General features: G+C 47.1%; 18 protein-coding genes. 12 read left to right on the top strand and 6 right to left on the bottom strand.

The features are described 5' to 3' along the window. Positions 1 to 7: 7 nt before the first annotated feature. Positions 8 to 481 carry a ribosome maturation factor RimP gene (locus PKOR_RS03845; RefSeq protein ID WP_235337223.1) on the bottom strand — a complete coding sequence of 158 codons (474 nt, stop codon included), beginning with the start codon at positions 479 to 481 and terminating at the stop codon, positions 8 to 10. A gap of 345 nt (positions 482 to 826) precedes the next feature. Here PKOR_RS03845 and PKOR_RS03840 point away from each other — a divergent pair, with 345 nt between their 5' ends. From PKOR_RS03840 to PKOR_RS03830, 3 genes are all read left to right on the top strand, one after another. Then, a complete protein-coding gene (locus PKOR_RS03840; protein WP_046309222.1) occupies positions 827 to 1,960 on the top strand; it encodes an endonuclease/exonuclease/phosphatase family protein in 1,134 nt (377 codons plus the stop codon). 110 nt (positions 1,961 to 2,070) lie between these two features. Further along, positions 2,071 to 3,567: a cysteine--tRNA ligase gene (gene cysS, locus PKOR_RS03835; RefSeq protein ID WP_046309220.1), complete on the top strand. Its 1,497-nt coding sequence runs from the start codon at positions 2,071 to 2,073 to the stop codon at positions 3,565 to 3,567. Continuing rightward, positions 3,557 to 4,570 carry a M28 family peptidase gene (locus PKOR_RS03830; RefSeq protein ID WP_046309218.1) on the top strand — a complete coding sequence of 338 codons (1,014 nt, stop codon included), beginning with the start codon at positions 3,557 to 3,559 and terminating at the stop codon, positions 4,568 to 4,570. The genes cysS and PKOR_RS03830 overlap by 11 nt, the downstream gene beginning before the upstream one ends. Positions 4,571 to 4,641: 71 nt before the next feature. Here the strand turns inward: PKOR_RS03830 and PKOR_RS03825 are convergent, their stop codons facing one another. Beyond that, complete coding sequence (locus PKOR_RS03825; RefSeq protein ID WP_046309217.1) at positions 4,642 to 5,307, bottom strand: DUF4136 domain-containing protein; 666 nt, start codon at positions 5,305 to 5,307, stop codon at positions 4,642 to 4,644. A 166-nt stretch (positions 5,308 to 5,473) separates the two neighbouring features. On the opposite strand from PKOR_RS03825, the gene PKOR_RS03820 reads away from it, so the two are divergent. The 6 genes from PKOR_RS03820 to PKOR_RS03795 all read left to right on the top strand — a co-directional run bounded on the left by PKOR_RS03820 (position 5,474) and on the right by PKOR_RS03795 (position 12,495). Then, the gene (locus PKOR_RS03820; protein ID WP_046309215.1) at positions 5,474 to 6,775 is read left to right on the top strand and encodes an amidohydrolase family protein; all 1,302 of its coding nucleotides are present in this window, start codon (positions 5,474 to 5,476) and stop codon (positions 6,773 to 6,775) included. 119 nt (positions 6,776 to 6,894) lie between these two features. Then, entirely contained in the window at positions 6,895 to 8,106 is a 1,212-nt protein-coding gene (locus PKOR_RS03815) for an amidohydrolase family protein (RefSeq protein WP_148561628.1), read from the top strand. 345 nt (positions 8,107 to 8,451) lie between these two features. Beyond that, on the top strand, positions 8,452 to 9,510 hold the full coding sequence (locus tag PKOR_RS03810; protein ID WP_046309212.1) for a class I fructose-bisphosphate aldolase: 1,059 nt from the start codon (positions 8,452 to 8,454) through the stop codon (positions 9,508 to 9,510). Between the two features lie 154 nt (positions 9,511 to 9,664). After that, positions 9,665 to 10,561, top strand: coding sequence for an acetyl-CoA carboxylase, carboxyltransferase subunit beta (accD, locus tag PKOR_RS03805; RefSeq protein ID WP_046314055.1), 897 nt, complete (start codon positions 9,665 to 9,667; stop codon positions 10,559 to 10,561). A 252-nt stretch (positions 10,562 to 10,813) separates the two neighbouring features. Next, positions 10,814 to 11,524 (top strand): YiaD family glycine zipper/OmpA-like lipoprotein, encoded by a 711-nt coding sequence (locus PKOR_RS03800; protein WP_046314054.1) that lies wholly within the window; start codon positions 10,814 to 10,816, stop codon positions 11,522 to 11,524. A 287-nt stretch (positions 11,525 to 11,811) separates the two neighbouring features. Then, the gene (locus PKOR_RS03795) at positions 11,812 to 12,495 is read left to right on the top strand and encodes a YiaD family glycine zipper/OmpA-like lipoprotein (protein ID WP_200897423.1); all 684 of its coding nucleotides are present in this window, start codon (positions 11,812 to 11,814) and stop codon (positions 12,493 to 12,495) included. Positions 12,496 to 12,737: 242 nt separating this feature from the next. Here the strand turns inward: PKOR_RS03795 and PKOR_RS03790 are convergent, their stop codons facing one another. Beyond that, on the bottom strand, positions 12,738 to 13,394 hold the full coding sequence (locus PKOR_RS03790; protein ID WP_046309208.1) for a DUF2238 domain-containing protein: 657 nt from the start codon (positions 13,392 to 13,394) through the stop codon (positions 12,738 to 12,740). 115 nt (positions 13,395 to 13,509) lie between these two features. Continuing rightward, on the bottom strand, positions 13,510 to 14,202 hold the full coding sequence (locus PKOR_RS03785) for an MBL fold metallo-hydrolase (RefSeq protein ID WP_046309206.1): 693 nt from the start codon (positions 14,200 to 14,202) through the stop codon (positions 13,510 to 13,512). Positions 14,203 to 14,413: 211 nt separating this feature from the next. Here PKOR_RS03785 and PKOR_RS03780 point away from each other — a divergent pair, with 211 nt between their 5' ends. Next, the gene (locus PKOR_RS03780; protein ID WP_046309205.1) at positions 14,414 to 15,121 is read left to right on the top strand and encodes an endonuclease III domain-containing protein; all 708 of its coding nucleotides are present in this window, start codon (positions 14,414 to 14,416) and stop codon (positions 15,119 to 15,121) included. A gap of 684 nt (positions 15,122 to 15,805) precedes the next feature. Here PKOR_RS03780 and PKOR_RS03765 read toward each other — a convergent pair. Next, complete coding sequence (locus tag PKOR_RS03765) at positions 15,806 to 16,699, bottom strand: S66 peptidase family protein (RefSeq protein ID WP_046309201.1); 894 nt, start codon at positions 16,697 to 16,699, stop codon at positions 15,806 to 15,808. Positions 16,700 to 16,883: 184 nt separating this feature from the next. Between PKOR_RS03765 and PKOR_RS03760 the strand changes: the two genes are divergently transcribed. After that, positions 16,884 to 18,410, top strand: a complete 1,527-nt coding sequence (locus PKOR_RS03760; protein ID WP_046309199.1) for an AbgT family transporter — start codon at positions 16,884 to 16,886, stop codon at positions 18,408 to 18,410. A gap of 76 nt (positions 18,411 to 18,486) precedes the next feature. On the opposite strand, the gene PKOR_RS03755 is transcribed toward PKOR_RS03760, so the two are convergent. Further along, positions 18,487 to 19,095, bottom strand: a complete 609-nt coding sequence (locus PKOR_RS03755) for a porin family protein (protein WP_046309198.1) — start codon at positions 19,093 to 19,095, stop codon at positions 18,487 to 18,489. Between the two features lie 401 nt (positions 19,096 to 19,496). Between PKOR_RS03755 and PKOR_RS03750 the strand changes: the two genes are divergently transcribed. Then, positions 19,497 to 20,474 carry a radical SAM protein gene (locus tag PKOR_RS03750; RefSeq protein WP_046309197.1) on the top strand — a complete coding sequence of 326 codons (978 nt, stop codon included), beginning with the start codon at positions 19,497 to 19,499 and terminating at the stop codon, positions 20,472 to 20,474. Positions 20,475 to 20,489: the final 15 nt, after the last annotated feature.

Here is a 20,489-nt window from a genome sequence, read left to right as displayed (position 1 = left end):
TATCTTATCATTTAAATGAGATTACAACATTTGCTTTTACAATGTCCCCAAAGGGTATCTGCACAGGCACATACGTTGCCTTTTTTCCTTTTAGTTTTACTTCCTCCATCAGGTTCAAGCCCGATTCGGTCACTTCTTCCAGTTTGCCTGTCTTTTCAGTGCCGTCCTGTAGTTTCACCTTCAGGTTACGACCAGTATGGCGCTTAAACTGCTGTGGTTGTGTGAGCGGAAAGTCCACTCCGGGAGAACTTACCTCCAGCACATAAGACATGTCCGGCCCAAACACCTCTTCAATTCTTTTATTGATGCGGCGGCTGATAGTAGCACACTGGTCTATGGTGATACCCTGCTCGCCATCGGCCAGCACAGTTATTTTAGGCCTGGCTGGTGAATCCGACACAGCTATATCCACAATAAACAAGTCGCTATCCGGCAGACTCGCCTCAGCCATCTCTCTTATATTCTTCGCAGTAAGTGCCATAGCAAACGGTTAAGAAATAAAGAAGGGGACTTTAGTGTCCCCCTCAGCTCCTTGGAAATATTGCTGCAAATTTACTACAAATTCATTATATACACAACATATTGTGCAGTGATGCCCTGTATTTAAATTATTGTCAGCATACGGTAAAGCATGTTGGGGTAAAAACTTACGTTGCGCCGTCATTTCGGTAGCCCCGAGACCTTGTAGCATAACAGTAAGAGCTATATTTTAGTTCGTCTATAGATAGAATGTGTAAAGTAAGTGTAGTGAGCCATTGGTAAGCCTGTCAGATATTCTGTTGGGTGGCTAGGAATAGATAGGTGCAGAATTCGTAAGTTTGCTTTTGTGTCAGGAACATTCAAAAAAATTCGCAGGCGGGTATGGCTTATTCTGAACACCCTGGTGGTGCTCTGGATGCTGTTAGGGGTGTTCTGTATGCAGGTGCCACCAAGTGATTTCTGGCCTGCCGGTTTTGTGGCTTTTTCGTTGCCTGGGGCACTGATGCTTAACTTCCTGTTCCTTATCTACTGGATACTACGCCGTTCCTGGTTGCTGGTGTTGCCCCTATCTGCCCTTATACTTAGCTGGAACTACTATGCCAGATTGGTGGCAATTAACTTTGCAACTGATGTGCCGGCGGAGGCAAAAACCCTGACGGTAATGAGCTTTAACACCCACATCTTCAACGCCTATGATAAAATAGTGGAGGGTGTGCCACAGGTATCTACAGACATGATAGATTGGGTAGCAGAGCATCCTGCTGACGTTTTCTGCCTGCAGGAGTTCTACAGCCGTGTAAATTCTGTAGAATACAACAACTTCAACCGCATTGGTACCCGCTACGGTAAGTATAAATATGCTTCAACCTCTGTTGGCGATCGCATAGCAGCTCATCTGGGTATCGTTATCTTCTCTAAATATCCTATTGCAGAGGGCGGCACCATCCGTTTTTCAAACACACCTGAACGAAGTGCTAACCGAGCTGCCTGGGCCGATATTGATGTGAATGGTGATACGGTGCGCGTTTACGCAGTACACTTGCAGTCGATGAGCATAAAGTCTGAGGACATCGAAAACACTTACTCCGCTATTGGCGACGAATCAAGCTTCAAAAAGGAAAGCCGCAACTTAGCACGCCGCCTGCGTAGAGGCTTTATCTCCAGGGCAGAGCAGGTGCAGCAGCTGCTGGATCATGTGAAGACATCCCCTTACCCGGTGGTAGTGTGCGGCGATTTTAATGACATTCCGTTTAGCTATACTTATAACGAACTGGCGAAAGTGCTTGAGAATGCTCACGTGCAGGCCGGAAAAGGTGTGGGTGCCACTTATAATGGTCCGCTTCCTTTTCTGCGCATAGATAATCAGTTTTACGGACCAGGGCTGGAAGCCCATACCTTTGAAACGCATTATGAAATGGGGCTTTCAGATCACTTCCCCATATTAGCCACGTATGTGCTACAGCCAAAGGACGTAGAGTAGTATTAGGAGAAGGGGAGCAATATTTTTAGTTTTGGACCACAATTGGCACAAAGTGACGTGCCAGAAATATAAGAGTACGGCGCCTTGAGGGTGCTTATACTTAGTATAACATGCAACAGAAACTGAACCTGTACAATACGCTAACGCGAAAGAAAGAGGAGTTTGAACCGCTGCACGCCCCGTTTGTAGGGATGTATGTATGCGGCCCTACTGTATACGGAGAGCCGCACCTGGGCCATGCCCGCAGCGCTGTTACTTTTGATGTACTGTACCGATACCTGAAGTACCAGGGCTATAAAGTACGCTATGTCCGAAATATAACAGATGTTGGGCACCTGGAAAATGATGCCGATGAGGGGGAGGACAAGATAGAGAAAAGAGCCAAGCTGGAGCACCTGGAGCCAATGGAGGTAGTAAACCACTACACCAACATTTACCACCAGGAGATGAACAAGCTCAACGTAATGCAGCCCGATATTGAGCCACGTGCTTCGGGCCATATTATCGAGCAGGTGCAGATGATACAGGAGATTCTGGACAATGGCTTTGCATACGAGGTGAATGGCTCTGTATACTTTGATGTAGAGACCTACAATAAGGAATACAAGTATGGAAAGCTCTCAGGCCGTATTATAGATGACCTGCTGAACAATACCCGTACTCTGGAAGGGCAGGAGGAGAAGCGATCTCCCCTGGATTTTGCCCTATGGAAGAAGGCTTCGCCTACACACATCATGCGCTGGCCATCTCCGTGGAGCGACGGTTTCCCCGGGTGGCATCTGGAGTGCTCTGCTATGAGCCGCAAATACCTCGGCACCACTTTTGATATTCACGGTGGTGGACTGGACCTGATGTTCCCGCACCATGAGTGTGAGATTGCACAGAGCCAGGCTAGCTGCAACCATACCGATGCTGCCAAGTACTGGATACATAACAACATGATCACAGTAAATGGGCAGAAGATGGGCAAGTCGCTAGGTAACTTTATTAACCTGAGCGAGCTGTTCAGCGGCAACCATGAGATGCTGGAGCAGGCTTATACACCCATGACCATCCGCTTCTTTATACTGCAGGCGCATTACCGCAGCACTTTAGACTTTAGCAATGAGGCCTTACAGGCAGCGCGCAAAGGCTATACTAAGCTGATGAACGGCCTGCGTGTGCTGAAGAAGTTGCAATATCCAATGGAATCAGAGGCTGTGGAGCCTGATGCTAAGCTAAACGAAGAGCTGCAGAAGCTAACGCAAGATTGCTTCCGTGGCTTGAACGATGATCTGAACACAGCGAAGACCATTGCTTCTTTGTTTAACCTGCTCAAAAAGATCAATAGCCTGTACTTAGGGCAGATCAAAATAGAGCAGCTTTCCAGAGGAACGTTCGACCTGATACGCAATATTTACCAGGAGCTGGTACTGCATGTGCTGGGGTTAGAGGAGGAGACAGTAGGAGACATGGAAGAAGTGCTGAGCCTGGTGCTGTCCTTCTACAAGGAAGCCAAAGAGCAGAAAGCTTATGATAAAGTAGATACTATTCGGGCAGAGCTGAAGCGACAGGGCATCGTTATCAAAGACATGAAAACCGGAGTAGACTGGGCTTATGAAGAATAAACTGAACATGCTGACGCTGCTGCTTTGTGGTACACTTTGCCTTGCCAGCTGTGATTCAACGGACAAAAGCGGTGCCAATCAAGTGGCTACTGTAGAAGAGGAGGCTGCACCCGTGGAGGCTCCGGATTTCAACGCTGACTCGGCCTATGCCTTTGTAGAAAAGCAGGTAGCCTTTGGCCCACGAGTTCCTAATACTGGTCCGCATTACCAGGCAGGCGAGTGGATTGTGGCTAAGCTGAAGGAATATGGCGCACAGGTACAGGAGCAGAAATTTCAGATGAAAGCCTATGATGGCACCATGCTGAACCTGCGCAACGTTGTAGCCTCATATAATCCTGATGCAGCAAACCGTATACTTTTAGCAGCCCACTGGGATACCCGCCCACTTGCTGATAAAGACGAAAACAACCCGGACAAGCCAATAGATGGAGCCAACGACGGAGCCAGCGGAGTAGGGGTACTATTAGAAATTGCCAGAACCATACACGAAGCACAGCAGAAGCCAAATGTAGGAGTAGACCTGATCTTTTTTGACGGAGAAGACTATGGACAACCGGACGATAGCGCAATGCCTTATGTTGAAGATTCCTGGTGTCTGGGATCGCAGTACTGGAGCAAAAACAAGCATGTACCTAACTATAGAGCAAATTATGGCATACTGCTAGACATGGTGGGTGCTGAAAATGCTCGCTTTGCCCGTGAAGGTTATTCAAGGCAGTTTGCCAAAGAGGTTGTAGACAAAGTATGGAAGGCAGGCAACAGTATAGGTTACTCCGACTTCTTTAAGTATAAAAATGCCCCAGCAATTACCGATGATCATTACTATGTAAACACGATCGGCAACATCCGCATGATCGATATCATAGAGCTGAACCCGAATGCAGGCAATGGCGATATTTTTGGACCATACCACCACCGCCATACTGACTCAATGGATATCATCAGCAAAAACACACTGAAAGCCGTAGGGCAGACAGTGCTGCATGTCGTGTACAATGAGTAGTTAATAAGCAAGCATGTCCTAAACAGCAACGGCTTTCCAAACTTGGAAAGCCGTTGCTGTTTACAGTGTCTTTACTTTATCAGGTTTTCCTGAGCTATCTGGGCTACCGTTAATTCTGCTAGTTTTGCAGAAGCCTTGCGCATGCTGGCAGGACTATGCGATTGAGACTGGGCAGACCACAACAGGTTTTCTGAGCTGGCATCATACAGGTTTGTTTCCAGAAAGTATACCTTCTCTTCAGTGTAGTAGCCGGGGTCGTACACCGTAGGGTACCAGTAGTTATAGTACCCCCTGAATCTGCCATACCAACCATAGCGTGTCATAGGAGTATAGCCGTAGTTGCCCGGCACGTACCGAGTTTCAGTTTCCTCGTCCAACAAGGCTACTGTTAGAATAGCGTCATAGCCTTGGCTCTGCACTTTCTCTAGTAACTGGTTAACATCAGGGCCGCCCTTACTCGATACGGTGGGCGGAAACATATCTATACTCCTGACAGCCTCTACTCCTCTCTGTTGCAGCTGTGCCTGCATATCGGTTTCCACAGTTTGTCTGGCTCTCACATTATCTGTTAGGGCAGCTATTACAACTTTTTCGTAGTTGCGGCTGCCCACTTCAGGGTTCTTCCATGTGCCCGTTATGCGAGTAGAGGAGGCACAGCCATGTACAGCTACGACAATTGCAAAGCATGCTAGAAAGTGAAAAAGCTTGTATGCTGATTTGCTTAGGTTTGTTCTCATAGTGGTTCTGTGTTGCTGCTAATACTCAGTATATTAGTAACGTTGCCTGCCCGTTAAGGATACTTGCCCCGAAGAGGCGGAGCAGGTAGTGGGTTTTGTTTATATAGAGAAATGCTTAAGTTAATGGGCTAAACTAACTATACATTATCACCCTTACCTCTCATTTATGATTTCTAACCAAAAGTTCCTGCACTCGCTGGGACTGGCTTTTATGCTGAGCACTGGCTCTCTGCTGGCGCAGGAGCAGCCTCATGTGTTCAAAGGCGCCAAAATTATCCCGGTAGTAGGCCAACCAATTGAAAATGGTGTGCTGGTTGTACAAAACGGCAAAATCACTGCCGTAGGCACTGCCGATAAGGTGCGCACCCCTAAAAATGCCAAAGAGTTTGACGTAACAGGCAAAGTACTCATGCCTGGCCTAGTAGATACGCACTCGCACATTGGAGAGGGCTCTGGTGGCGATAGCTCTGCCCCATTGCACCCTGACGTACGTATTGTTGATGCCATTAACCCGCTTAGCGATACCTTTAAACGTGCTTTGGCGGGAGGCATAACAACTGTTAACGTGATGCCTGGCTCTGGCCACCTGATGAGTGGGCAGACGGTATACTTGAAGATGCGGGAGGGAAAGACTATTGGCGACCTTACCTTCTGTGATGACGTGGTAAACGGCATCTGCGGCGGTATGAAGATGGCTAATGGTACCAATCCCATGAAGTCGGCTCCATTTCCGGGTACGCGTGCTAAATCGGCAGCCATGGTGCGGCAGCTGTTTCTGGATGCACAGGCTTACAACAAAAAGGTACAGGCGGCCAAAGGAAAAGCTGATAAAATGCCGGAGCGCAAGCCTAACCTGGAGCCGCTGGTAGAGATATTGGACGGGAAGCGCATTGTGCACTTCCATACACACCGCTACGACGATGTACTAACGGCACTGCGCCTGCAGAAAGAGTTTGGTTTTAAACTGGTGCTGCACCACGTGAGTGAGGCATGGAAAGCCGCCGATGAAATTGCCAAAGCAGGGGTGCCAGCCTCTATCATTACCCTGGATTCTCCAGGTGGCAAAGCCGAAGCAGTAGAAGTAAGCAATGCCAATGGTGCAGTGCTGGAAGAAGCAGGTGTGCTCACCGCCTTTCATACTGACGATGGCATCACCGACTCACGCTTGTTTATGCGCAATGTGTCACTGGCAGTGCGGGCGGGCATGAGCCGCGAAAAGGCTATTGAAGGCATTACGATTGCCGGTGCCAAAATGCTGGAGCTGGACAACCGCGTGGGCTCCTTAGAGAAGGGCAAAGATGCAGACTTTATTGTGCTGAGCGGAGAGCCTTTTAGCGTGCATACCAAAGTTGAGCAAACTTGGGTAGAGGGGCAGAAGCGCTTTGACTTAAGCAATCCTGAGGATAAAGCGTATGCCACTGGCGGCTTCAGGGCCTATGATGGTGTGCTACACTACCACGCACATTAAGAGACACAAGGTTATATACATAAGACACAGGACTCTTTCAGCACATCTGGGAGAACAATACATTTCACTCAATAAAAAAACCTTATATCCTGTGTCTTGAGTCCCGAATAAATAACAACATGAAAAGACATATACAATTAGCCGCCATACTTGCAGGTGCTGCCTTACTTAGCGTGCAGCAGGCTGTGGCACAAATAGCCGTAAAGGGGGAAACAGTTTATACCATGGCTGGGGAGCCAATAAAAAATGGTGTGGTGCTGCTGAAGGATGGTAAAATTGAGGCTGTAGGTACCAACCTGCAGGTGCCGCAGCACTACCAAGTATACTCAGCCAAAGTAGTAACGCCGGGCTTGGTAGACGCCCATACTTCTGTAGGGTTGGCAGGTGTTTACAATGTGCCTTTCGATCAACAGCAACTCGAAACAACGGCTCCTATACAACCAGAGCTGCGCGCACTGGATTCTTACAACCCCAACGAAGAACTTATTGAGTGGGTGCGTAGCTATGGTGTAACTACTATCAACACTGGTCATGGCCCCGGCGCCCTAATCAGTGGCCAGACCATGACCATTAAAACGGCTCCGGAAGGCTTTGCTACTCTTATGGATACCACCAACATGGTGGCCTTTACGATGGGCGCAACAGTAGGGCAGAACTACAACTCTCCTAAGACATCAGCTAAAGGCATGGCCATGCTTCGGGCAGAGCTGCAGGCTGCACAGGCCTACGCAAAAAAAATGGCGAACACTGATGCCAGTAAACGCCCTGACCGCAATCTGAAGATGGACTACCTGGTGGATGCGCTGAACAGAAAGTATAAGGCACTGATAACAGCTAACCAATCGCAGGATATTATGGCGGCACTACGCCTGGCAAAGGAGTTTAACCTGGACCTGGTGCTGGATGGTGCCGCTGAGGCATACCTGCTGATAGATGAGATCAAAGCTGCCGGTGTGCCTGTAATAGTGCATCCTACCATGGCACGAGCCACCGGAGACAGCAAGAACATGTCTTTTGAAACGGCAGGTGCGCTTGCCCGGGCTGGTGTGCCGGTGGCCATACAAAGCGGCTTTGAGCAGTATGTACCACGTGCGCGTGTAATTCTTTTTGAAGCAAGCGTGGCTGTTGCCAATGGCATGACCACCGATCAGGCACTAGCTGCCATCACCTCCACGCCTGCAAAAATCATAGGGCTGGACGACCGGGTGGGTACTCTGGAAAAAGGCAAAGATGCCGACTTGGTTCTGTTTGATGGAGATCCCTTTGAGTATACCTCTCATGTATGCGCAGTGGTGATAGATGGCAAAATAGTGAGCGAAGAGTGTAAATAACTGGCAGGTATTAGAGCGCCTAAAGTATAGGTAGTATACTTTAGGCGCTTTTGTTTTGGCAGGAATGTGTATGAAGTAGCTGTTGATGATTGAAGAAGCATGGAAGCGCGGTAGGAGGAGAATTCCCAATTATCGGCACAACCTTTTCAGGTAGTTAAAGTATAGTTTGGGGCAAGCCAAAAGCTTGCATCACCTAATACAGGTGCCTGCCATGCTATAGAAAACACCGCGGCTATGAGCCTGTTCCAGGCTTGGCCGCTTTGGTAGATAACTATAATCTGAGTTAAAGCTTCGATCATTATAAGTTACTTCATTTTGCCTTCTACCTAAAAACTGTCAAAACTAATGACTTACGACAACATCGTTTCCTTGCTTGGCGCCGAAGCAGAGGGCCTGCTGCAGTACCAGAGCCAAACCATTTCCAAAGATCAGTTACACATACCAGGCCCTGATTTTGTAGACAGGATTTTTGCTAAGTCTAACCGCTCCACGCAGGTACTACGTAGCCTGCAGCAGTTATTTAACCACGGCCGCTTGGGTGGCACAGGTTATTTGTCAATCCTGCCGGTAGACCAGGGCATTGAGCATACAGCCGGAGCCTCTTTTGCACCAAACCCGCTATACTTCGATCCTGAGAATATTATAAAGCTAGCCATAGAAGGTGGCTGCAATGCAGTGGCTACTACCTTTGGTAACCTGGCGATGATGTCGCGCAAGTATGCGCACAAGATTCCGTTTGTAGTAAAGATTAACCATAACGAGCTGATGACCTACCCGAATAAGTATGACCAGATCATGTTTGGCTCTGTGGATGAGGCTTGGAACCTGGGCGCTACAGCAGTAGGAGCCACAGTATACTTTGGCTCAGAAGAATCGAACCGACAGATAATTGAGGTGGCGGAAGCTTTTGAGAGAGCACACCAGTTGGGCATGGCAACCATCCTGTGGTGCTATACCCGCAACAACGGCTTCAAGAAAGATGGCACCGACTACCACGTAGCTGCTGACCTTACTGGCCAGGCAAACCACCTGGGTGTAACCATCCAAGCCGATATTATCAAGCAGAAGTTGCCAGTAAACAACGGTGGCTTCAAAGCTATCGGGTTTGGTAAAACGCACGATAAGATGTACTCTGAACTTTCCTCGGACAATCCAATAGACCTGTGCCGCTACCAAGTGGCAAACTGCTATATGGGTCGTGCCGGCCTGATCAACTCCGGAGGTGAGTCCAAAGGCGAATCTGACTTGGTGGATGCGGTTCGTACAGCCGTTATCAACAAACGCGCAGGAGGTATGGGATTGATTTCCGGGCGTAAAGCTTTCCAGAAAGACATGAAGGTAGGAGTAGAGCTGCTGCATGCTATTCAGGACGTGTACCTGGCAAATGAGATTACACTAGCGTAATTTGTAGCAGAACTGCTGATTATTACATATTTTTGTGGCCTGCCATTGCGGTACCTGTGCAAAAGGTGCGCTGGGGCAGGCCACTTTTGATTTTATACTTTGCTGTAAAGTATACCCATAACTTTAATGTGCAGAACGCACGCTGTTAACTATGATGCCTTGGTTTAAAAGAGCAGATAAAGGAATCCAGACGCCAACAGAGCAGAAGAAGGAAACTCCGGACGGATTGTGGTACAAGTGCCCGAACTGCAAAACCGTGACAAGTATGGCCGAGCACCGCAAGAATCTGAACACTTGCGTGCAGTGCAGCCACCACGACCGCATCGGTTCTAAAGAGTACTTCGCCATCTTATTTGATGATAACGAGTTCACAGAGCTGGACGAGAACCTGACTTCAGGTGACCCGCTTAGCTTTGTTGACTCAAAGCCTTACCCGCAGCGTATTGCCTCCACGCAAAAGTCTACCGGCCTGAAGGATGCTGTACGCACAGCTTATGGTAAAGTAAACAGTCAGAACATCACCATCGCCTGTATGGACTTCGCTTTTATCGGCGGGTCAATGGGATCTGTGGTAGGTGAGAAGATTGCCCGTGCCATAGACCATGCCCGTAAAACACGTTCTCCTTTCCTGATGATTTCTAAGTCAGGTGGTGCACGTATGATGGAAGCTGGCTTCTCGCTGATGCAGATGGCCAAAACCTCAGCTAAGCTGGCGCTGTTGTCAGAAGAAAAGCTGCCTTACATATCGCTGCTAACGGACCCAACTACGGGTGGTGTAACAGCCTCTTACGCTATGCTGGGAGACTTCAACATTGCTGAGCCAGGCGCCTTAATCGGTTTTGCCGGCCCAAGAGTAATCAAAGAAACAATCGGTAAGGATTTGCCTAAAGGCTTCCAGAGTGCAGAGTTTGTGCTGGAGCACGGCTTCCTGGACTTCATTATTGACCGTAAGGAGCTAAAGAACAGGTTGAGCGAACTGCTCAGCATGGTGTTGCTGCCAGAGGATGTAACTACGGCAAGCAAAACCAAGAAAGCTGCAAAGGCATCCTAAGCAAAAAATAAGCTATAAAAAAACCTGTTAGTCAAAAGCTAACAGGTTTTTTTATAGCAACTTAGAAGATAAAGCCCGTGTAAATATATGTTTGGCAAAATATTTTACGATGTGCAAAATACGTTTTGGCACAGGACTTGCGTTTGCAGGGGTAAGTACAACTTAAACATTTCAACGGTACTTTAACTTTTAGACAACAAACATTTACCAAATTCTACTACTATGAGATTTGTAAAATTATCCCTGAGCTCTATGCTCGCTGTAACGTTGCTGTTTTCTTCATGCAAATCTACTGCTCCTGTGGCTGGCTCAGAAAATACAGAGACCACTACCCAGGCTAAAACAGAAGAAAAGCAGGGGATGAATAAAACAACCAAGGGCGGTATCATTGGTGCCGGTGGCGGTGCAGTAATTGGTGGCCTTATTGGTAATAGACTAGGAAATACAGCTGCCGGGGCTATTGTGGGTGCCGCAGTTGGTGGTGCGACTGGTGCCGTTATTGGTCGCCGTATGGATAAGCAGGCTGAGGAGCTGGAGAAAAGCATGGAGAATGCAAACGTGGAGCGTGTTGGTGAGGCCATCCGTGTTAACTTTGATTCAGGTATTCTTTTCGCGGTAAACTCTGCCGAACTAAGTGCCACTGCTAAGCAAGACATTCAGAAGCTGGCTAAAACGCTGCAGGAGTATCAGGGTACCGACGTTATCATTGAAGGTCACACCGACAATACTGGTTCTTATGAACTGAACCAGCGCCTGTCCGAGAGACGTGCTGAGGCTGTGGCTGCATATGCCCGTAGCCTGGGTGTAGATGGTAAGCGACTGCAGGCGAAAGGATATAGCTATGATCAACCGATTGCTGAGAACACCACTGCAGAAGGACGCCAGCAGAACCGCCGCGTAGAGATCATCATTGTGGCAAATGAGGAGCTGAAGAAAGCTGCAGAGAGCGGTGATGTAAAATAAGCTGCATATCTTTATTAGTATAAAACAATGCCTGCCCCTGTAAAGAGGCAGGCATTGTCGTTTTATGTACCACATGGCGTCTTATAGCTGTTTCCAAAACTCCCTAGTTTGAAAGACGTTATAAGTTTATACCTGAATGCTGCTTCCTGAGCAGTTTGTCTGAGGCAACTGTTTTAGTAAAGTTAGTACAAAATGTTTTATATAAGTTTATATAACATTTTGAGTATATATGAAGTAAAACAGGCAGGATCTTCGGATTCTGAGAATAAGTGAATAAAATGAGAACTATGAAAAACTTTAGAATAAACTTATCCATACTAGCTATTATAGCTATCATACTTTCGTCGTGTGCCTCTTCTGGTGGCGGCGGAATGAACAAAACAACCAAGGGCGGCATTATTGGTGCTGGTTCTGGTGCAGTAGTAGGTGGTGTGGTTGGTAAAGTGGCTGGTAACACAGCAGCTGGTGCTATTATTGGTGCAGCCGTGGGGGGTACAGCTGGTGCCTTGATCGGTAGAAGAATGGACAAGCAGGCAGAAGAGCTGCGTCGTGACCTTGAGGGCGCTAATGTAGAGCGTGTAGGAGAAGGTATTAAGATTACGTTTGAATCTGGTATTCTTTACCCTGTAAACTCTGCTGAGCTGCAGCCTGGTGCTAAAACAGAGATCGCACAACTTGCTGAGACTCTAAAGAAGTATCCGGATACAAACATCCTGATCGAGGGGCATACAGATAATACCGGTACTCGTCAGATCAACCAGCCTCTTTCAGAGCGTCGTGCACAGTCTGTGGCTAATTATCTGGCATCAATGGGTGTAGATCGCAGCCGTATGACAACAACAGGTTATGCAGACGATCAGCCAGTTGCTGATAACAGCACAGAAGCTGGCCGCAGACAGAACCGCCGCGTAGAGATTGCCATCTACGCCAACGAGAAAATGAAAAAGGCCGCTGAGCGCGGAGAGCTATAAGAAATTAAGTAGTAGTAGATTGATTGGATAATTGGTGATTACCAGCCGCACGGGGGTGCGGCTGGTTTTTTTTATGCCTGATCTTAAAGTTGATGAAGCCTAGCTGTTATGTCCTATCTATATAGAAGTCTATAATTGCCCTTTTGTGGACATTAGAAAAGCGGGTTGGAACAGGAAAGGGTCAAGGGCGTATCCCGTCGCTTTATTCTTCTCTTCGCCCTCTGCTGTTTTGTAACAACCTCTTAATTTTGACTGCTGTTATTGCCTTTTCTTTTTCTTGGGGCAAAGATAAATGTCAGAGCCATGGCAACCAGGCTGCCGGAAAAAGCCATGCCTACATCCTTCTGCGCATCCCATATATCGCCTTGCATGCCCAGAAAGTCCATACCCTGGTCGCCACCGCCATACACCCAATCAGCTACCATCCACTCTACTAGTTCATACACCATGCTGCTAGAAAGAATAAGGTCTAAGGGTAAAAGATAGCTCACCCAGCGCCTTACCTTAAAGCCGTAAGCCAGCACCTCATATATCGGAAAGGTTAGCAAGAGTCCATAGCCCAGATGCACTAGGCGGTCGTAGTGGTTGCGGCTGAAATTGTACTGTCCCTTTAGCCACTCTCCAAAAGGATTATCAGCATATTGGTATTGGCTACCATACACGTGCAGCAGCAAAAACAGGAACAGTAAAACGTAGCTGGTATCAGAGAAACGGAAGATGTTGTAGAAGGCTACTAGAAAGATAATAAGGGACATCGTGAGGGTGTTCTCCAGTATCCAGTTCTTCAAGTCTACAGTGGTAATGCCAGTATAAATCCAGAATGCAAGAAACAGCAGTGTAAGTATAATATGGAGAGGCTGCTGCTTGTAGCGTAAGGTGGGGGTAAGTGTGGCAGACATAGTTACATTTGAGGTGCTCAGGGTAGAGCGTTAATTGTCTGCCATTTAACTCCCAAACCAGTGCTTGTGTTTCGGAGGAAACTTACAATTGCTTGTACTTCTGGGGTATTAACTGTTAAGCCATTAGCTCCTGTTGGTAAAACACCAGGCGGATAGGGTTATCAGAGGGGTTCTTGGTAGGGTCGCAGTGGTAGCCATACATCTCTACACCATTCATGTAAGGAAGCAGCTTCTTATAGTAAGTGTGGCCCACATTGTCTGGGGTGAACGTTATATCATGGAACACACAGGTTTTTATATCAGGCATTTTATGTAGCCTATCAAAAAGCACTTCTGGCCGGGAAAGGTCGCCGGAGTAGGCAATACGCTTTTCCTCATCCTCAAAAATATAAGAATAAGTCTGCATTCCCTCCGAATGCTTACCGTACGTATCTACACAGGTAATACCATCAAACTGCTCCAGGGGTACAAAGTCTGCATACTTATCAGGATCTTTTACCTGTATCTCCAAAAAAACGCACAGCTGCTGCTTAAACTGCTCCGAAGGATAAATAATAACAGGTTTAGGTGACTTCTCTACTATGCTCTTGTACAGCAGTAAGTTTGCCAGGCTGCCACAGTGGTCATTGTGCAGATGGGTGAGTATGATATGATTGACTTTTTGTATCAGGTTTTTCCGAACAAGTGCCGGAAAAACTGTAAAGCCGCAATCAATAAGTAAGTTCATACCTCTGAACTCTAGTAAGGCAGCAGAATTAAGGTAGTCGGTGTCGAAGGCGCCTCCTGTTCCTAAAAACTTGATATCCATAAATTTGTGTAGCAGTGGTAATGTGGAGCTAATTGCCAACAAGTATAGCGTTAAGCAGAAAAAATAGTTGTGAGAAAAGCCATACTGCTATGTCTTTAGCTGTATGATGTGTTAATCAAGAGTAGTTAAGGTACAAAGGTAGTAAGACAGCAGCCTTAACGGAAGCTTAGCTGGATTCGTAAAGAAGGTTGCTGAAAACGAACTTTAACTTATGGATGCCCACGAACTTCCCGCAGATGAGAAAACCTTGCTAGCACATGAACTGCTGAACCAGGAATATAAACGCCTTAAGTTAGAGAGCCGAAGAACGCCTATGCACGAGCTCATATCTACTATGCTCTCTCATAGGACCACCCATAAGGATGAGGAGACAGCATTTTATACTATGCTGGAGCGTTTCGGGGATTGGGAAGGGGTGATGAATGCGCCGCTTGAGGAGTTGGCAGACGCCATAAAAACTACTCGGTATCCAGAGCAGAAGGCGCCTCAGATACAGCAAACATTGCGCATGATAAAGGAGGAGCGGGGCAAGATTAACATTGATTTTCTGGCTGATATGCCTGTAGAAGAGGCAATGAACTGGCTGACGAAGCTGCCCGGTGTAGGCTTGAAAACAGCTACCCTGCTGCTGCTCTTTAATTTTAAGAAACCTGTTATGCCCGTAGACACGCATGTGTTCCGGATAAGCCAGCGGGTGGGGCTGATTGGAGCCAAAGTAACAGCTAACAAAGCACATGACCTGCTCCTTAAAATGCTGCCATCAGAGCCTGTGGAGCTATATAATTTTCACATACACATGCTGCGCCACGGCCAGCGCATCTGTACTTTCTACAGCCCTAAATGCGAGAAATGTGTGCTAAACGGCATCTGCAACTATTACCAGGATGTGCGTGAGAAAGGTATAGACAAGGCAGCATAGAAACGAGTAATAGCGGTGCTATGGATCAGAACTAGTACATATGCCTGCTCGTATTGCTTTTGTATTCACCTCCTCACCCTACGCAACTATTTCATCCAAAGTATGCATAGAAGGGTACTTCCAGAATGTGAATGTAAATTACTTTTTGTGTTGTATAGCTAAAGCAGGAGTTACTCCTTTGCTATTGATAAGAGAAGGTTGCTTTTGGGTGAAAAGTGTAGACAAACTTCGTCGCCAATCTCATATTTATTATCATCCTCTCTAATGACTACTTGACGCTCATTTATAGTTATCAGATATTCGTCAAGCTTCGGCTGCGAAGCAGAGGCTGCTGCTGGATTTAAGTGCCACCCCCAGTTTGTGCTTTTGACTTTAGTTGTAATTTGTCCTGAATAGATTGCTTTAGAATCGCTTCTCAGATCATACAAATAATCTTTAATTGAGAAGTAAAAGGATACAATTAATGCAGCGGTAACTATAGCAAGTATGGTGAAAGTAACAATTTCGTTTCTTTCAGAAACCGCTTCTTTTTTTGCAGGAAAACGAGTAAGGCAGAAGTGGCTATTAGTGCTATCATACTTACCGTTAAGTAACCGACAACAACCTGTTTTATCTCCTGCTTTACTTTACTCTTATCATAACTGCTTAGCTTTCCTGTTCTCATACTTACGTAAGTGCCAGTTTTTAGCAGTATACCAGCGTAGTTCCAGCCTCATTGACCTCCAGTTTTGCCTGGCGGCCACATATCATTGCGAGGTTCAGCGGCTCATGGCCCACCGGAAAACCATAGCAAACAGGATAGTTATACTTGCCCGTGTGCTCTAGTATGATCTCGTAAGCTGACTTGTTGAATGACACAGGTGTATCATTCATATCGCTCATATCGCCGATAATTAACCCAGAGAGTTTAGCCAGCTTGCCGCTACGGTCGAGGTGCACCATCATACGGTCCAGATGGTAAAGGTACTCACACAGGTCTTCCAGGAATAAAATCTTGCCTTCGGTGCTGATGTCGGAGCGGGTGCCGGTAAGCGTGTGCAGCATCGACAAGTTGCCACCCACAAGTTGTCCTGTGGCAGAACCTGTGCGATTAAAAGCATGAGGAGCAGCTGTATACTGTAGCTCCTCTCCAAACAGTGCACGGCGCAATGTCTCAATAGAATCTTTAGCTCCTTCTTTCGGGAAGAGGAGCGGCATAATGGCATGTAAGCTTTCTAAGCCAAGGGTATGAATGTGGCTATGCAGCGCGGTTACATCGCTGAAACCTACGAGCCACTTAGGTTGCTGCTGGAATTTGGTAAAATCTACCTGGTCTATGATGCGTGTAGTACCGTAACCACCGCGTGCGCAGATAATGGCTTTTATACTTTCATCATCCAGCATCTGCTGTAGTTCCTGCAGGCGCAGGGCATCATCGCCGGCAAAGTAGTTGTAGCTGGCGCCTATGGTTTTCCCTACTACTACCTGCAGCCCCCAACCCTCAAAGGTCTGGATAGCCAATTCTATTTCTGGTAATGAAATTTTACGGGCAGTAGCAATAATGGCGATTTTATCGCCAGGTCGCAGGCTTGGAATCATACTTTATACTTGCTTTGGCTTTGGGCTAAGTTAGGGCTTTTAGCCAAGATTTGCGAACACGCCTATTTTTAGCCAAATTCGGACACGGTTTGGTAGGATTAAACTCAAGCATCTCATGATGCAGATGCCTGTCAGGCCGGGAAGCGCAGCTGGAGCTGTGTACAGCTAATCAACTCAACCTTTTATGACACAAATACAAAAGAAAAAGTCCGGTGTAGACAGGTTTCTGTCGGTGGTAGAGCGCATTGGTAATGCCCTGCCTCACCCTGCAACACTTTTTGCCGGCTTCGCTCTGCTGGTAGTTATCCTGTCGTGGGTGGCCAGCCAGTTTGAATTGGCAGTGGTGCACCCCGGTACAGGTCAAACAGTAACACCGTTTAACCTGCTCTCTACCGAAGGGCTCCACATGATCCTTACCCGCATGGTTACCAACTTTACCGACTTTGCCCCTTTGGGTACAGTGCTGGTGTCTTTGCTGGGTATAGGTATAGCCGAGGGAACAGGGTTAATAGGTGCGGTGCTGCGTCTGGTGGTGCTGTCATCACCGAAGCGCCTGCTAACTTTTGTTATTGTGTTTGCGGGAGTTATTTCCAACACCGCCTCGGAGGTTGGATATGTACTACTTGTGCCACTGGCGGCGGTAATCTTCCTGGCGGCGGGTCGTCATCCGTTGGCTGGTTTGGCGGCTGCCTTTGCTGGTGTGTCTGGGGGCTACAGTGCAAACTTACTACTGGGTACGGTGGATCCACTATTGGCTGGTTTATCTACTGAGGCAGCCAATATCATTGATCCTAACTATGCAGTAAACCCGGCTGCCAATTACTACTTCATGTTTGTTTCTACTTTCCTGATTGCGGCACTTGGTACCTGGGTGACAGAAAAAGTGGTGATACCGCGCCTTGGAGAGTATGAGGGAGACGAGAAGCCGCAAAGTATAGATCGACTGAACTTGCAGGAAAAGCGGGGCTTGTTATATGCTACCATTGCTATACTGCTGATGATAGCTTTTATACTTGGCGGCCTTATACCGGACTACGGATACCTGCGCGACCCGGAGACAAATGAGATCCTACACTCGCCATTTATGTCGGGTATTGTGGCCTTTATCTTCTTGCTGGCAGGTATAGCAGGCATTGCTTACGGTATAGGAGCTAAAACCATCAAAAACGACAGCGATGTAATGCGCGGCATGTCTAAATCAATGGAAACGCTGGGCTCTTACATTGTGCTGGTATTCTTTGCGGCGCAATTTGTAGCGTACTTTAACTGGACTAACCTTGGGCTTATACTTGCTATCAATGGTGCTGATTTACTGAAGACGCTTGGCCTGAGCGATATTCCGCTCATGATCACTTTTATCGTCGTAGCTGCATTGATTAACTTGGTAATGGGTTCAGCCTCGGCCAAGTGGGCTATTATGGCACCTGTTTTTATCCCAATGTTTATGTTATTGGGCTATACACCGGAGTTTACGCAGGTAGCTTACCGCGTTGGCGACAGCGTAACAAACATTATTTCGCCTATGATGTCATACTTTGCCTTGATCGTGGCCTTTATCCAACGCTATGACAAGAAAGCGGGTATAGGTACGGTTATCTCTACCATGCTGCCTTATACTGTGGCTTTCTTTGTAGGGTGGGTACTTCTGCTCATAATCTGGATTCTGCTGGACCTGCCAATTGGGCCAGGAGCACAAATGTATATGCCATAATGCTATAAAAGCCGATTGGTCAAAAAAGAGAAGCCTTAGCAACTTGTGTTGCTGAGGCTTCTCTTTTAGTATTAAACTATTTAATCAGTTTCAGACCAAGGCTTACCAGAAACTGTTCGTTTTTTACCTTGCCGCTGGTCTGCTGCGAGGTGTTGGTAAAATCGCGGTTAATGCGCTCATAGCGTACATCCAGTGTCAGGGTGCCAATATCTACGCCTAAGCCAGCCTGGTAACCCCAATCGGAGCTATCATAATAATCCTTTATGCTACGCCCTTCCTGCTTAGCTGTGAGAAGAGTGGAGGCAACTGGTCCGGCCTGTACCCTGGCTACTTTTAGAAAGTTTAAACCTACCAGTAGTGGTACGTCGAGCCGGTTAAAACGGAATTTTTCAACATGTACACTAGTGCTGCTGGAATTGTCTGTTACCTCTACCTTTCCTCCGGAGGTGGAAAGTATAGCCTCTGGCTGCAGCAGTAGCCCCAGTATCTGAAGCCGTGTAAAAGCACCTACATGGTAACCCGTTATATTATCGGCCTTAGCGTACTGCATTGGGTCGTTCTGTATGTCACTCAATCTTACATTAGAAGAGCTGACGCCGGCTTTTACCCCGGCCTGAAAAGTTTGTGACTGGACAGCTACGTTTATAGCCAGCACGGTCATAAGAGTTAAAATCAGTTTTTTCATCGCAAAATAAAGTGTTAGGGTTGGAGTGCTGACGAATGTTCTAACGAACGATTAGTATACGTTAGTGCATAAAAAAAGCCACTCCCCGAAGAGAGCGGCTTTTGCCAATATCTTTACTATCAAGAAATAGTTTCGGAACTTTATTTACATCTCACCTTAAACAAATATTCCCATTGGCTTTATGCTTCAAAGTTACTAACAATAAACATACCCTTAAGTTAATTTATACCAACACTTATCATTATTATGTAATCCGCGGTATTTTCTAGACAAATGCCCACGAAGTGCTGACAAAATGCTTACCCACCGCTATGGAAACCGTTAGCCAAATTACGGCAATGGTAAGGGGTATATACTTGCCGCAATATTCCTACTTTTGTACAACTAAACCGAAGAACCCCATGCGCCTAAGGTCAAAACCAGTACTTTGCAATTACTACGTTACATACCGATGTAACGCAAAGTGTTCGTTCTGTGATATTTGGGAGCGACCATCGCCATACATTACGATGGAAGATGTGGCCCGAAACCTACACGACCTGAAGCGACTGGGGGTGGAGGTGGTAGACTTTACAGGAGGCGAGCCGCTGCTGCACCGGCAAATAGACCAGATGTTGGGTATGGCTCATGATATGGGCTTTATAACAACGCTTACCACCAATGCCATGCTTTACCCCAAGCTAGCCGAAAGGCTGAAAGGTAAAGTAGACATGCTGCACTTCTCTCTCGACTCCGCCCATAAAGAGGAGCATGACAGAGGCCGGGGCGTAGCCTGTTATGACTTTGTAATGGACTCAATCAAGATAGCACGGAGCTTGGGTGAGCGGCCTGATATACTATTTACAGTGTTCAGGCATAACCTGGACCAACTAGAGGAAGTGTACGAGAAAGTTATCCTGCCAAACAAGCTGGTACTGATACTGAACCCGGCCTTTGAGTACAACAATGTAGAAACAGGCAAGCAACTGACAGAGGAGGAGCTTCGCTACCTGAGCGAGTTCGGAAAGCGCAAGCAAGTATACCTAAACGAGGGCTTTGTACAGTTGCGCTTGGATGGAGGCAATAAAACTCAAAAGCCGGTATGTAAGGCCGCCAGCACTACGTTGGTTATTTCACCGGAGAACGAGTTGGTGCTGCCTTGTTACCACCTCGGCGCAAAGAGCTACCCAATAGAAGGGCGGTTGTATGACTTGTACCGTAGCCAGGAAATAGAGGAGTTGAAGCGGCAGGAGGGAAGGCTACCTGCCTGTGAAGGCTGTACCATTAACTGCTATATGCAGCCGAGCTTTGCCGTGGAGCTAAGCAAGTACTTCTGGAAAGCCTTGCCCAGCACTTTAAAGTATAATTACCTGAAGGGCACCTGGAAAAGGCTCATGTGATATTTGATTTTGTGT

Source organism: Pontibacter korlensis (assembly GCF_000973725.1).
GTDB classification, from domain to species: Bacteria; Bacteroidota; Bacteroidia; order Cytophagales; family Hymenobacteraceae; genus Pontibacter; species Pontibacter korlensis.
Note: the sequence above shows the minus strand (reverse complement) of the source record. Positions and strands in the feature narration are given on the sequence as shown.

Excerpts from the sequence above, each read along its gene's own strand:
- PKOR_RS03845 (WP_235337223.1), bottom strand. The coding sequence starts at position 481 with ATGGCACTTACTGCGAAGAATATAAGAGAGATGGCTGAGGCGAGTCTG.
- cysS (WP_046309220.1), top strand. The coding sequence starts at position 2,071 with ATGCAACAGAAACTGAACCTGTACAATACGCTAACGCGAAAGAAAGAG.
- PKOR_RS03830 (WP_046309218.1), top strand. The coding sequence starts at position 3,557 with ATGAAGAATAAACTGAACATGCTGACGCTGCTGCTTTGTGGTACACTT.
- PKOR_RS03825 (WP_046309217.1), bottom strand. The coding sequence starts at position 5,307 with ATGAGAACAAACCTAAGCAAATCAGCATACAAGCTTTTTCACTTTCTA.
- PKOR_RS03820 (WP_046309215.1), top strand. The coding sequence starts at position 5,474 with ATGATTTCTAACCAAAAGTTCCTGCACTCGCTGGGACTGGCTTTTATG.
- PKOR_RS03815 (WP_148561628.1), top strand. The coding sequence starts at position 6,895 with ATGAAAAGACATATACAATTAGCCGCCATACTTGCAGGTGCTGCCTTA.
- PKOR_RS03810 (WP_046309212.1), top strand. The coding sequence starts at position 8,452 with ATGACTTACGACAACATCGTTTCCTTGCTTGGCGCCGAAGCAGAGGGC.
- accD (WP_046314055.1), top strand. The coding sequence starts at position 9,665 with ATGCCTTGGTTTAAAAGAGCAGATAAAGGAATCCAGACGCCAACAGAG.
- PKOR_RS03800 (WP_046314054.1), top strand. The coding sequence starts at position 10,814 with ATGCTCGCTGTAACGTTGCTGTTTTCTTCATGCAAATCTACTGCTCCT.
- PKOR_RS03795 (WP_200897423.1), top strand. The coding sequence starts at position 11,812 with ATGAAAAACTTTAGAATAAACTTATCCATACTAGCTATTATAGCTATC.
- PKOR_RS03790 (WP_046309208.1), bottom strand. The coding sequence starts at position 13,394 with ATGTCTGCCACACTTACCCCCACCTTACGCTACAAGCAGCAGCCTCTC.
- PKOR_RS03785 (WP_046309206.1), bottom strand. The coding sequence starts at position 14,202 with ATGGATATCAAGTTTTTAGGAACAGGAGGCGCCTTCGACACCGACTAC.
- PKOR_RS03780 (WP_046309205.1), top strand. The coding sequence starts at position 14,414 with ATGGATGCCCACGAACTTCCCGCAGATGAGAAAACCTTGCTAGCACAT.
- PKOR_RS03765 (WP_046309201.1), bottom strand. The coding sequence starts at position 16,699 with ATGATTCCAAGCCTGCGACCTGGCGATAAAATCGCCATTATTGCTACT.
- PKOR_RS03760 (WP_046309199.1), top strand. The coding sequence starts at position 16,884 with ATGACACAAATACAAAAGAAAAAGTCCGGTGTAGACAGGTTTCTGTCG.
- PKOR_RS03755 (WP_046309198.1), bottom strand. The coding sequence starts at position 19,095 with ATGAAAAAACTGATTTTAACTCTTATGACCGTGCTGGCTATAAACGTA.
- PKOR_RS03750 (WP_046309197.1), top strand. The coding sequence starts at position 19,497 with ATGCGCCTAAGGTCAAAACCAGTACTTTGCAATTACTACGTTACATAC.